Below are 13,309 nucleotides of genomic sequence, written 5' to 3'. Positions count from 1 at the left end.
CTCAAACTCTCTCGTTAATTGATACTCCAAATCAAAAAACCATTGATGAAGTCTCAAAATTCTTGAAAATTACAAGCGATAAGATGGTTAAAACGTTAATTGTAAAAGGTAAAGAGCATCCAATGATTGCTTTGGTTTTACGTGGTGACAATGAATTAAATGAAATAAAAACGATCAAACACCCTTGGGTTTATTCACCGTTACAATTTATCGATGAAGAAACCATTATACATAACTTAAAAGCACCCATCGGTTCATTAGGACCTATTAATTTACCCATTCCAGTAATTGTTGATTATCATGCTCTGGCTATGGACTCTTTTGTTTGTGGTGCAAACCAAGCTGACAAACATTATCAACATGCTTCCTGGGATAAAGACCTTACTAATTATGATGCGTATGACTTACGCAATGTCAAAGAAGGTGATATAAGCCCTGATGGGAAAGGTATTCTCCACTCTTGCCGTGGCATCGAAGTAGGACATGTTTTTCAGTTAGGTGACAAATACGCTAAAGCAATGAATGCCTCAGTAATTAATGAACAAGGGCAACTAGAAACGATGATGATGGGTTGTTACGGTTTAGGCATAACACGCATCGTTGCGGCAGCAATTGAACAACATCATGATGAACAAGGTATTATCTGGCCTCAAAACATTGCCCCATTTCAAGTAGTAATTATTCCGCTTAATGCTCATAAATCTCAAACAGTTAAAATCCAAGCTGATACCTTGTATCAACAATTTTTGAATGCAGGGATTGATGTATTACTCGACGATCGTAATGAACGAGCTGGTGCTCTTTTTGCTGATCACGATTTAATTGGTATTCCCCATCGTTTAATCGTGAGTGAGAAAACTATTGAACAAAATAGTGTGGAATATAAATTGCGTGCTACAGGAGAAACACGACTGTTAAATTTAAATAATACAGTCGCTGAAATTACAAGAATAATGGAATGAACATCAAATGAAAAAATATTTTCTATTGTTATTTTTATTGATCTTTAATTATAAAATTTTTGCTGCAGGATCATCATTTACTCTTGAGAGTTCTGCCTTTAAATTAAATACATTGATTCCAGATAAATATACGTGTAATGGAGAAGATCTCTCCCCTCCCTTGGTCTGGTACAATGCTCCTCCCAAAACTCAGTCTTTTGTTCTGATTATGCAAGATCCTGATGCATCTAAAGGGGTATGGACGCATTGGATTGTATTTAATATACCAGCTCAAGTAACGCAATTAAAAGCCAACAATCCAATTCCTGAAGGTGCAACGAATGGAAAAAACAGTTGGGGGACGTTAGGTTATCGTGGTCCTTGTCCACCAGTGGGAGCACATCGGTATGTGTTTAAACTTTACGCTTTAGATAATGTATTAGATGTGGCAGAAGTTGCAACTCCTGATGCAATCCTCCAAATAATGACTGGACATGTCCTTGGTAGTGCTGAATTGGTTGGGCTTTATCAAAAAATAACGTCATAACCGTGCACTTTGTAAATAAATGTCGCCTTTGCAAGGTTTGGCGAAGTAACCAGAAAGTTTTAAAATGGTCGTGAAGATTAATTTAAAGAAAATTTAACTAAATACTTCAAAAAATGAAAATTATAATATAGGAACAAATAAATCCTAATCTTATGTTTGCACTCATCAATTATTATTTAGGAACTACCCTTTAATCATAAGTAACCATAAATAATCGTTTAATAAAATACTAAGTCTGTAAGCTAGCACGAAACCTCAGTTGTTCTAATGCACGCTCAAGACGACTCAGCACTCTTTTTTTGCCTAATAAAAACAGTGTTACATCAATAGAAGGCGACATACTGGAACCTGTTACTGCCACACGTAAAGGTTGCGCGATTTTTCCCATATTTATATCGAATTGTGCACAGACATCATTAATACATTCTTGTAATGCATTTTTTTGCCAATTACTAATAGATTTAAAACATTCATGGAGAGCAATTAATGGTTCTAGAATTATAGGACGCAAATGTTTTTTTACTGCAGCTTCATCATACTCAATAGTATCAGTAAAAAAATACATGCTCATCTGACACATTTCTGCTAAGGTCTTACAACGTTCAGCCTGAATGGCAACCAACTCGCTCAAATCAGGACCTTGAGTCAAATCAACGCCTGTTGTTTCAAAATGCAATCGCAATGCTTTAGCGACTTCATCTACGGGATCACTTTTTTGATAATGTTGATTTAACCAATACAATTTATCATAGTTAAAACTCGAAACACCCCGGCTTACATGCTTTAAGTCAAAATCAGCAATCATTTCACCTACACTAAAGATCTCTTGATCCCCATGTGACCAGCCTAAACGTACCAAATAATTTAATAAAGCATGAGGCAAAATACCAAGTTCTTTAAATTGTAATACACTCACAGCACCGTGTCTTTTTGATAAGCGCTTCCCATCCTCACCTAAAATCATAGGTAAATGGGCAAATACAGGAACCGTCGCGTTTAATGCCTGAAACAAATTAATTTGTCTTGGGGTGTTATTGATATGATCATCACCTCGAATTACATGCGTAATCTTCATGTCCAGATCATCAATAACTACTGCAAAGTTATAAGTCGGATGACCATCTGAACGCACTAAAATCAAATCATCTAATTCACTATTATCCACATGAATGTCACCATATACTTCATCAGTAAAAAACACGCTACCTTGTTTGGGATTTTTAAAACGTATTACATAAGGATTATTAGTTAAAGGTAAATTTTTATTACGGCAATGACCATCGTATCGAGGCTTTTCTTTAGCGGCCAATTGACCTTCACGCAAAACTTCCAAGCGCTCTTTACTGCATTCACAACGGTAAGCCTTACCTTCATCTAAAAGTTGCTGTGCTACTTGGTTATATCGTTCATAACGATGAGTTTGATAAAAAGGTCCTTCATCATAATCCATTCCAAGCCACGCCATTCCGTCTAAAATCGCTTGTACAGATTCTTTAGTAGAGCGCTCTTTATCAGTATCTTCTATTCTTAAAATAAACTTGCCTTGATGGTGTTTTGCATAGAGCCAGGAAAATAAGGCCGTACGTACACCACCTACATGTAAAAATCCAGTTGGGCTCGGTGCAAATCGTGTTCTGACAATCATAAACTCTTCCGTTGTAAGGAATAAAATAATCGGGCTATAATAGCCCACTTTCGCGACAACGCAAAGATAAGACTTCGTTACGTGGATTGATCATCAAATCTACTTTTACTGAATTTAGTCTGTCCTAGGAGTCATCTTGAATAGTATTGGTATTAAATATCAACTAAGAATTATTATCTTCATTCCCGCTTTTTTAGTCGCCCTGCTCTTCGCAGTCTTTTACAATGGTCTCTTTGGTAAGGACTTGAAACAACACATGTCGCATCTAGGTGAAGCATATATTCGCCAATTAATCCCTGCAGCACAGTACGCGATGCTTCGTCGTGATAACCGGACATTACAAGGTTTAATTAACGCCTCCACAATTAATCCAGATGTAAAGGCTTTAGCATTTTATACCAGCGATGGACAACTGCTTGCTTATCGAGGGGGAAAACACTCGATTCATAAACTCTTTACACCGCCGGATTTCACAGGAGATTATATTGAAAGCAAACAAATAAATCCGTTCACCATCAGTTTTATAGCCCCTATTACCATCCCTAAATTTAATCTGTACTCCAATACCTCGTTTAACAACATACCTAGCCTTACATTTTTTGATGCTGATGATATTCTTGGTTGGTTGTCTATTGATATTGATACTCGCTTTATGTTAATCAAGCGTTACCAGATGCTGATAGTGACTATTTTTATTACGTTATTTGGTTTACTTGTTGGATTAATCAGCCATTATTTTCTCTCTAAACGTATTTATTTGCCCATTTATCATTTACGCCGCAGTATGAAACAAATTTTAAGGAATGAGTTTGAAACAGAAATAAAGACAGGCAGTAAAGGCGAGTTAGGTATTATTGAAAAAGGATGTTACCACTTACAAAAACAATACTTGGATACTATTAATGATCTCAATCAACATATAGAAATTGCTACAACTGATTTGCAGCAAGGCCTTGAATTTTTAGAAGAAAAAAATATTGAGCTTTCTCTGGAAAAGAAAAAAACAGAAGAAAAAAGTCGACAAAAATCCGAGTTTATTGCCAACATGAGTCATGAAATTCGTACACCGATGAATGGGGTGATTGGTTTTACAAACGTATTACTAGAAAGTAAGCTTGATCCACTACAAATGGATTACGTAAAAACCATTAAAACTTCAGCCCAAGATTTATTAGGAATAATTAATGACATTCTTGATTTTTCCAAAATAGATGCCGGAAAATTACGTCTTGATTGCATCCCTATGAATATTCGTCATTGTATTGATGAGGTTATTACCCTTACTGTACCCAACGCTCATAAAAAAGGAATCGATTTAATTCCTATTACTGATGTTAACGTGCCTAAAACAGTATTAGCGGATCCATTCCGAATTAAACAATCTATCAGTAACTTAGTGACCAATGCCATAAAATTTACCGATCATGGCTATGTTTTAGTACGGACTAAAATAGAACAAGAAACTAATAAAGATTACACCTTCTGCATTACTATTTCTGATACAGGGCATGGTATTTCTCCTGAAGATCAAAACAAATTATTTACTGCCTTTAATCAGGCAGACACGAGCATTACTCGTCGCTATGGAGGTTCTGGACTAGGTTTGGTGATTTGTAAAAAACTTTGTGAGGAAATGCAAGGTCGTCTTAGTATGACCAGTGAATTAAACAAAGGCTCTGCATTTACAGCCCATTTAAAGGTTGAAAAATTAGCCGCTTATGAAGTTGAAAAAAATCAAACACACCGCTTTAGTCATTTAAAAATACTTTGTTTTGATGATAATCCATTACATTTGGAAGCTTTATGTAATGGTTTGGGCTATTGGAAAATAGAGTGTGTTCCTGTTAATTCATTTAATCAACTGCCTTCTGCGCTGGAAAATAATAAAGAATGCCTCATGGCATTTATTAATGTCAACCAGGGTTGCGAACAACAAATAACAAAAATTATCTCGGCACACAATTATTTGCCTTATGTGCTTATGTCTAAATGGCATATTAATGATTATAGTGCTCTCGGAGCTGACGGATTTTTATTTAAGCCAATCAGCATTCAGAAACTTCAGGATATTATTGAACTCTTCAGCAATGAACAGAATATGGAAAAACAGGACAATCACGAAGTAAATGAATTAAGAGAACAATTACGCATTATGCATCCAAATCTTCTGATTGCCGAAGATAATCCGGTAAATAAAATGCTTTTAGATTCTCTATTGGGTACTCATTCAAACATCCTTGCTGTAGATGATGGAGAAATGGCCGTAGCTGCTTGTAATAAGCATAAATACGATATTATTTTGCTTGACTTGCACATGCCAAAATTAAATGGATTGGAGGCAGCACGCCTAATTTGTCAAAACTCCCAAATGAATAGGAATACTCCTATTGTTTTAATTAGCGCAAATACCAGCGATGTGAACAATATTGATCTAAAAAAATCCGGAGTAGATTATTGTCTGCAAAAACCAATTGATGAAAAACAATTACTTACACAAATACTATGCATAACTAATAAAGTGAAACATGCCGCTATAGATTGGCCATTATGCGTACAAAAAGTTTCTGGAAATCAAGAACTTGCAGCAGCTTTTTTGATGCAATTTATTGAAGAATTACATAAAAATCGTGAAGAATTTATCCAACTAATGCATGAAAAGAATATTAAAAAACTTGGAGAAGCTGCTCATAAACTTCAAGGTGCTTGTTGTTTTTCTGGGGTGCCGACCTTACAGAAAAATGTAATTCAGATTGAAAAAATGGCTGCTCGTTCTGCTTCAATTGAAGAGTTAGTGATCCCTTTTGCAGAGTTAATCCAAAGTATTGATACAGTAATTAATGAATATGAAAATCAACCTGAAAAAAAATTAGGGTCTATTAACAGCGCTTTCTTTGCGAACTCGTGTTGATTTTTGTTAGATCGTAAACTGTTAACAAACTCAAATACAACGGAGAAAAAATGACTGTAAAAAATGCAATATATGCACAATCAGGCGGTGTAACCGCTGTTATTAATGCCTCAGCCTGTGCTGTAATTCAAACTGCCAAGTTATATCCTCAACACATTGGAACAATATACGCGGCTAAAAATGGAATTATTGGTGCACTGAATGAAGAGTTAATTGATACATCTCTTGAATGCGATACCGATATCGCTAAGTTAATGCAAACACCTTCTGGTGCTTTCGGTTCATGTCGCTATAAATTAAAAAAAGATGGTAATGAATACAAACGCTTAATCGAAGTATTCAAAGCTCATAATATTGGCTATTTTTTCTATAATGGTGGTGGCGATTCACAGGATACTGCTCATAAAGTATCCCAGTTAGGCGCAACTATGGGTTACCCAATTACCTGTATAGGAATACCCAAGACTGTTGATAATGATTTACCTTTTACTGATGCTAGCCCCGGATTTGGTTCTGTTGCCAAATATATAGCCATTTCTACTAAAGAAGCTGGTTTTGATGTTGCATCAATGGCAGCCTCTTCAACCAAAGTATTTATCTTAGAAGTCATGGGACGTCATGCGGGATGGATTGCTGCTGCAAGTGGATTAGCCAGCCAAAACGAAGGCGAACCACCACACATTATTTTATTGCCTGAAATACCTTTTGATTCTGCACTGTTTATCAGCAAAGTAGACCAGTGTGTTCAAACTTACGGTTATTGTGTTGTGGTAGTTTCAGAAGGTATTCGTACTCATGAAGGCAAGTTTTTAAGTGATGCCGGTTTACGTGATGCTTTTGGTCATGCACAATTAGGAGGTGTTGCACCCATTATTGCTCAATTAATTAAATCAGAACTTGGATATAAATACCACTGGGCAGTAGCCGATTATCTGCAACGTGCCGCACGACATATCGCCTCTAAGGTTGATTTAGAACAAGCTTATGCTTTAGGTAAAGCAGCCGTGGATTTTGCGGTAAAGGGTCATAACGCCATTATGCCAATTATTGTCCGCGAACACGATGAACCTTATAAATGGTCAATAAGTCATGTACCTTTAGCCGATGTAGCGAATCAGGAAAAATCTATGCCAGCAGAATATATTGCACCAGATGGTATGGGGATTACTGATGCGTGCAGGCGTTACTTGTCCCCTTTGATTCAAGGAGAAGCTTATCCTAATTATGTGAATGGGTTGCCTGATTATGTGCGATTAAAGAATCAATTGGTGGTTAAGAAACTATAATACTTAGAAAAAGAAGTTGAAAAACATTAAAGTTCTCTGTACCCTAGCCCCTTTTATGGTAAGTCCTTTAGAATTAGAAGGTGGATAGCAACTCGAATGGAAATCGGCTGTGTGCTTATTAACTGGCATTTTATTTGCATGATTTTCCACATAATATAAACATCAGGAGCACAGCATGAAACAAAAAGGCTTTACATTAATTGAATTAATGATTGTAATAGCAATTATCGGTGTTCTCGCTGCAATTGCCATTCCTGCCTATCAGGATTACATTGTTAGAGCTCGAGTTACTGAAGGATTAAGTCTTGCTTCTTCAGCACAAACTATTATTTCTGAAAATGCCATGACTGGAAATGCTGATCTGAGCATGGGCTGGACCCCTCCAGCACCAACTTCAATAGTAGAAAATATCTCCGTTTCTCGAGAAACCGGGGTTGTGTCAATTAATTATACTGCACTTGCGCAAAACATCGTGCTTACTATGACGCCAAAATCTCATGGAGCAGCATTGGTTGCCGGTACACCCCCAACCGATCCAATTGTTTGGATTTGTGCTGTAACTGAAGCGAATAATGATCGATATGTTCCTGCAAGTTGCAGAATATAATATACTAAATATTATTGTAAAAGCTGCTTTTAGCAGCTTTTTCGTGTTTAATTTAATTATAAGTGTAAAGAATGTCTCGTAAAGAACGTATAGAAAAGCTTTTAAGCATGGAAATAAATTTAGTTTATTTGAGTGTTGAAGATGAATCAGCAAATCATCATGTCCCTCAAGGTGCAGAGACTCATTTTAAAGTGACCGTGGTGTCTTCACAGTTTCTTGAGTTGACTCGCATAGCACGACACAGGCTATTAAATAATTTACTCAACAAAGAATTTGAACTTGGATTGCATGCATTGAGCATGCATTTATATACCCCTGCTGAATGGGAAAAAAATAAAACTATTTTGTCTTCCCCTGTCTGTCGAAATGGGTATGAAAATAAATAAAACGCGCGTATAAATATAAATTAGGATCTGTTGGCAAGTCTACTATCTTAGCCAAAATGCCAACAAACCCTGGTAACGCTAATATTAACTAACCAATCTAACGAACTCAATGAAACACTGGTCCTCTCAAAAAATATCTGTATTTGCATTAATCTTACTCATCACTGGAGCAATTGACAGCATTAGGAATTTACCTGGCACTGCATTATTTGGCTCATCATTAATATTCTTTTTTATTTTTTCAGCTCTTGTCTTTCTAATCCCTGTAGCCTTAGTTTCGGCAGAGCTCTCTTCAACCTGGTCTGATGAAGAAGGGGGAATATATAGTTGGGTTAATCATGCCTATGGTGAGAATGTCGCTTTTTTTACCATTTGGTTGCAATGGATCAATACTTTGGTTTGGTATCCAACTATTTTATCGTTTATTGCGGGAGCTTTAGCCTATCTAGTTAATCCTGAGTTAGCGCAAAATAAATATTATTTAATTACTGTAATCCTTACCATATTTTGGTCTTTAACCTTCCTTGGACTTTCGGGATTACGTACATCAGCAAATTTTGCCGGTCTTTGCGCAATATTAGGAATGATCATTCCTATGGGATTTATTATTATTCTTGCTATTATTTGGATAATAAATGGTAATCCAATAGCAATTGACTTAAGTCCTTCCAACTTACTACCTCACTGGAAAAACAGTCAATCCTGGGTATCATTAACCGCAATTATGACCTCCTTTCTTGGTATGGAACTCGCAGCAGTTCATGTACGTAATGTAAAAGATCCACAAACAAATTTTCCACGCGCAATGTTTTTCTCAGTATTGCTCATCTTAACCACAATGATCTTCGGTTCTTTAGCCATTGCTTTTGTCTTACCTAAAGAACAAATTAGCCTGGTAGACGGGGTAATGCAGGCCTTTGACAACTTTTTCCACGCCTATCATCTCACCTGGTGCATGCCTATTTTAATTTTTCTCTTATTGTTAGGTAGCTTAGGCAGCATGATTAACTGGATTATTTCCCCAGCTAAAGGGCTATTAATGGCCGCAAATCATCACTTTTTACCCGAGTTCATGTGCCAATTAAATAAAAAAGAGGTTGCATCACGAATTTTAATTATGCAGGCAATTTTAGTTACTCTACTATGCAGTGCTTTTCTCTTGTTTCCCAGCGTAAACGCCATTTATTGGTTGTTTACTGATTTAAGTACGGAGCTGTACATTATGATGTATGTTTTGATGTTTATTGCAGCCTGGAAATTAAAAGGAAAATTTTCTCACCGAACACGCCCTTTTGCCATACCCGGTGGGAAAATGGGTTATTATCTTACGTGTTTTTTCGGTCTATGCGGTTGCTTTATAACGTTAATCGTCGGATTTATCCCACCCGTTGAATTCATGAATTTTGGCAGTGCCTCTCATTTTCGTATGATATTTTCTTTAGGAATATTTTTGATGATGTTTCCTGCTTTATTACTTTATTGGCGTAAAAAATTGATAACAAGATAAATGACATGATTAGGTTTTTTCTTATTAAAATATAAGGGATTGTTTTTTAAGGATTTTTTTGTTATAGTGCTCGTGTTTTTAGACGCCATTGAGTTAAAATTATGCGATTTGAAAGCCACGAATTGGATTTTATTAAGTTAACAAGGGAAGAAATTCATACCCTCCTCCAACAACATTCTTTGACTTTAACAATAGATGAAGCGTTAACACTGCAGTGTTGCATCTTAAAACGTCCGCCTACTCTTGCTGAATGTGTACTTTGGTCCATTCAAGGATCAGAACATTGCTCCTATAAAAGCACAAAACAAATTCTTAAAACACTTACTACTGAAAGTCCTAACGTAATTTTAGGTGCAAAGGAAGATGCCGGTATTGTATCCGTGGCAGTAGATAACCAAGGCAAACACTATGGTATTGTTATCAGCCATGAATCCCATAATCATCCTTCACAAGTGCTTCCTTTCGAGGGGGCAGCAACCAGTATTGGTGGTAATGTTCGTGATGTTTGTTGTATGGGCGCAGAGGTCATTGCTATTGCTAATGGACTTCGTTTTGGTGAGATTTCACGCTCAAAAACTCATTGGATTCACGAAGGAGTTGTTGCAGGCATAGGAAGTTATGGTAATGCTATTGGTGTTCCAAACATTGCAGGCGATCTCTATTATGATGCGGCCTATAATGATAATTGTCTGGTTACCGTAGTTACATTAGGTATTGTGCAGAAGGATGACGTTATTCACTCCTATGCCCCAAAAAATGCAAAAAATCACGTATTCATTCTCGTGGGCAAGGCAACGGACAATAGTGGGTTTGGTGGTGCTAGCTTTGCTTCAACCTCCTTCCACGATGAAAATCTATCGCAAAATAAAGGAGCAATCCAGGAGCCAAATGCATTTTTAAAATGTCACTTATTGAAAGCAAATTATGCATTATTTGCGAAGCTTAAAAAATTAAACGGCATCAATCAAGTTGCTTTTAAAGATCTTGGCGCTGGCGGCATTGCCTGTGCTACAGTAGAACTCGCACATGCTGGAGGTTATGGCGCTGAGATCGATTTAGATTATGTACCTATCAGCATGCAGGACTTACCCTCTTATATAGTACTCTGTTCCGAAACGCAAGAACGCTTCATGTGGTTAGTACCGCCTGAATGGGTCGAAATGGTACTTAGCCATTACAACGAAGAGTTTGCGCTCCCCGATATCTCCTTTGGAGCCGGCGCAACAGTTATTGGAAAAATTCGTACAGATGGTCACTATGTTGTTCATTCAGAGGGACAATGCATTGTTGATGCGTGTGCCGAAGACATCACAAAAGGGATTGTCAAGGATTGGCCAAGCATCCCTGTTGATTTTCAAGGCAGAGAGCCTGAACTTGAAGTTGATAATTATCAAGATATTTTATTGCAGCTACTCGCACATGAAAATATTGCATCACGCGCTCCTTTGTTTGAAACCTACGATAAACAAGTGCAAGGAAGAACACATATTGAAGCAGGAGAAGCGGATGCTGGGGTGTTACAACCATTTAATGAAGCAAAATATCCTGAAGAAATACGTCAGACAGGGATTATGTTATCTCTGGATCAAAACCCGCGTTATAATAAAATTAGTGCTTATTGGGGGGCAGTGAATGCGGTGGTGGAATCAGCACGTAATGTTGCATCAACAGGTGCACTACCACAGGCTATTACTGATTGTTTATGTTTTGGCAATCCTGAAAAACCTGAACAAATGTGGCATATCCGCGAAGCAGTACGCGGCATTGTAGATGCCTGTACAGCCATCGGACTAAAAGAGTTCCCTAATGCGCCGTTGCCTGTAATAGCTGGCAATGTGTCCCTTTATAATGAATCTGTTAACGGTACCATTCCCCCTAGCCCAATGATTGCTTGTTTGGGGAGTATACCTAATGTTGCGTGTGCAATTACGCCAGATCTACAGCAAGTGGGTAGTTTGTTACTCCTTATTGGAGAACGAAAAAACGAATGTGGCGGTAGTGTTTACTATCAATTACATCATGAATTAGGAGTGGAATTACCTAAGCCAGAACTGAATTCTATTGCAGCAGAAATCCATGCGGTAACCGATGTGATCCGACAAGGCCTCATTCTGGCTGCACATGATATCTCTGATGGAGGCATTGCAGTCACCTTAGCTGAAATGTGTTTTAAAAATAGCATAGGGATGGATGTGAACATACCGGGCAAGTTATCTGATGATAAATTGTTATTCAGTGAAAGCGGCGGTTTTGTGCTCGAAGTGGCAAAAAAATACTTGCCAGCATTAGATGCCCTCTTAACACAATATCATGTGCCCTTTTGGATCATTGGTGAGACGATTAGTGCACCACGTTTAATGATGCAAGGATTAATTAACTTATCTCTTGCGGAAGCCAAACAGGCCTGGGAATGCGGACTTAGGGAGAAATTATGCTAGATATTATCGATTACAAAGCGGCAGGAGTTGATATACAGGCAGGTAACAAGGCCGTGAGGCGCATTAAAAAAGTAGTCGAAAAAACATTTTCACCCCAAGTCTTAACTGAAATTGGTGGCTTTGCTTCATTATATGATTTAAAAAATTTGCTTGAAGATTACCAACATCCTGTTCTTGTGCAAAGTATTGATGGTGTGGGAACTAAAGCTATACTTGCCCGTCAAATGAATCGATTCGATACAATTGGTATCGACGCAGTAAGTGCCACTGCCAATGATATCGTAGTGCTCGGAGCAAAACCATTAACACTGCTTGATTATATTGCCAACGATAAGCTGTGCCCAGATGTGGTCGAGCAAATTATCGAAGGCATGGCCACAGCCTGCTACGAAAATGGAATCTCTTTGGTTGGCGGAGAAACTGCTGAAATGCCCGGTACATATTTGCCTGGTGAACACGATATAGTGGCGGTAATAACAGGAGTTGTCGACAAAGACAAGGTTATTTTGGGAAAAAATATTGTCCCAGGTGATGTTGTTTTAGGATTAAGTTCAAGTGGCTTACATACCAATGGCTATTCTCTCGCACGAAAGTTATTTTTTGAAATAGGTAAATATACGGTAGATTCTTGGCATCCTGAGCTTAACAACACGATTGGGGAAACGTTGCTAAAACCTCATCTCAATTACACAAAACCAATATTACATTTGCTTCAAAACAAGATTGAAATCAAGGGAATGGTTCATGTTACTGGAGGCGGTTTCCAGGAGAATATTCCCCGTATTTTGCCTGAAAAATGCGCTGTTGAAATTAAACGGGCCAGCTGGGATATTCCACCTGTTTTTCTTATGATGCGAGATTTAGGGCGACTCAGTGAAGAAGATCTGTTTTCTACTTTTAATATGGGCATTGGACTCATAATGATAATTGATGAAGACTTAGTTAATGTTGTTCAAAAAACACTCAGTGGATTTTCTGAATTTTCTACTCAAAAAATAGGACATGTAGTTGCCTTTGAAAGACAAAAAGTGAGGATGATTTAAC

Annotated in this window: 10 protein-coding genes; 9 read left to right on the top strand and 1 reads right to left on the bottom strand. The window is 37.5% G+C overall.

Annotated elements, in window-relative coordinates:
• Together proS and WA877_RS07755 are read left to right on the top strand one after the other, a co-directional pair.
• The coding region (gene proS, locus WA877_RS07760; RefSeq protein WP_425170344.1) for a proline--tRNA ligase at positions 1-962 on the top strand (962 nt) is incomplete at its 5' end.
• Between the two features lie 7 nt (positions 963-969).
• Positions 970-1,488, top strand: a complete 519-nt coding sequence (locus tag WA877_RS07755) for a YbhB/YbcL family Raf kinase inhibitor-like protein (protein ID WP_425170343.1) — start codon at positions 970-972, stop codon at positions 1,486-1,488.
• A gap of 229 nt (positions 1,489-1,717) precedes the next feature.
• On the opposite strand, the gene gltX is transcribed toward WA877_RS07755, so the two are convergent.
• A complete protein-coding gene (gene gltX / locus WA877_RS07750) occupies positions 1,718-3,133 on the bottom strand; it encodes a glutamate--tRNA ligase (RefSeq protein WP_425170342.1) in 1,416 nt (471 codons plus the stop codon).
• Positions 3,134-3,266: 133 nt separating this feature from the next.
• On the opposite strand from gltX, the gene letS reads away from it, so the two are divergent.
• From letS to purM, 7 genes are all read left to right on the top strand, one after another.
• Complete coding sequence (letS, locus tag WA877_RS07745) at positions 3,267-6,041, top strand: two-component system sensor histidine kinase LetS (protein WP_425170346.1); 2,775 nt, start codon at positions 3,267-3,269, stop codon at positions 6,039-6,041.
• Positions 6,042-6,091: 50 nt separating this feature from the next.
• Positions 6,092-7,327: a 6-phosphofructokinase gene (locus WA877_RS07740; RefSeq protein WP_425170341.1), complete on the top strand. Its 1,236-nt coding sequence runs from the start codon at positions 6,092-6,094 to the stop codon at positions 7,325-7,327.
• Between the two features lie 175 nt (positions 7,328-7,502).
• Positions 7,503-7,934, top strand: a complete 432-nt coding sequence (locus WA877_RS07735) for a pilin (RefSeq protein WP_425170340.1) — start codon at positions 7,503-7,505, stop codon at positions 7,932-7,934.
• A 71-nt stretch (positions 7,935-8,005) separates the two neighbouring features.
• Positions 8,006-8,320: a BolA family protein gene (locus WA877_RS07730; RefSeq protein WP_425170339.1), complete on the top strand. Its 315-nt coding sequence runs from the start codon at positions 8,006-8,008 to the stop codon at positions 8,318-8,320.
• A 109-nt stretch (positions 8,321-8,429) separates the two neighbouring features.
• The gene (locus WA877_RS07725) at positions 8,430-9,827 is read left to right on the top strand and encodes an APC family permease (RefSeq protein ID WP_425170338.1); all 1,398 of its coding nucleotides are present in this window, start codon (positions 8,430-8,432) and stop codon (positions 9,825-9,827) included.
• A gap of 101 nt (positions 9,828-9,928) precedes the next feature.
• Positions 9,929-12,265 carry a phosphoribosylformylglycinamidine synthase subunit PurL gene (gene purL, locus WA877_RS07720; RefSeq protein ID WP_425170337.1) on the top strand — a complete coding sequence of 779 codons (2,337 nt, stop codon included), beginning with the start codon at positions 9,929-9,931 and terminating at the stop codon, positions 12,263-12,265.
• Positions 12,259-13,308 carry a phosphoribosylformylglycinamidine cyclo-ligase gene (gene purM, locus WA877_RS07715; protein ID WP_425170336.1) on the top strand — a complete coding sequence of 350 codons (1,050 nt, stop codon included), beginning with the start codon at positions 12,259-12,261 and terminating at the stop codon, positions 13,306-13,308. The genes purL and purM overlap by 7 nt, the downstream gene beginning before the upstream one ends.
• Position 13,309 lies beyond the last annotated feature (1 nt).

It is taken from the genome of Legionella sp. (assembly GCF_049790535.1).
In the GTDB taxonomy this organism is placed as follows: Bacteria; Pseudomonadota; Gammaproteobacteria; order Legionellales; family Legionellaceae; genus Legionella.
Note: the sequence above shows the minus strand (reverse complement) of the source record. Positions and strands in the feature narration are given on the sequence as shown.

Bases quoted from the DNA above. Each gene is read 5' to 3' on its own strand.
- WA877_RS07755 (WP_425170343.1), top strand. From the start codon at position 970: ATGAAAAAATATTTTCTATTGTTATTTTTATTGATCTTTAATTATAAA.
- gltX (WP_425170342.1), bottom strand. From the start codon at position 3,133: ATGATTGTCAGAACACGATTTGCACCGAGCCCAACTGGATTTTTACAT.
- WA877_RS07740 (WP_425170341.1), top strand. From the start codon at position 6,092: ATGACTGTAAAAAATGCAATATATGCACAATCAGGCGGTGTAACCGCT.
- WA877_RS07735 (WP_425170340.1), top strand. From the start codon at position 7,503: ATGAAACAAAAAGGCTTTACATTAATTGAATTAATGATTGTAATAGCA.
- WA877_RS07730 (WP_425170339.1), top strand. From the start codon at position 8,006: ATGTCTCGTAAAGAACGTATAGAAAAGCTTTTAAGCATGGAAATAAAT.
- WA877_RS07725 (WP_425170338.1), top strand. From the start codon at position 8,430: ATGAAACACTGGTCCTCTCAAAAAATATCTGTATTTGCATTAATCTTA.
- purL (WP_425170337.1), top strand. From the start codon at position 9,929: ATGCGATTTGAAAGCCACGAATTGGATTTTATTAAGTTAACAAGGGAA.
- purM (WP_425170336.1), top strand. From the start codon at position 12,259: ATGCTAGATATTATCGATTACAAAGCGGCAGGAGTTGATATACAGGCA.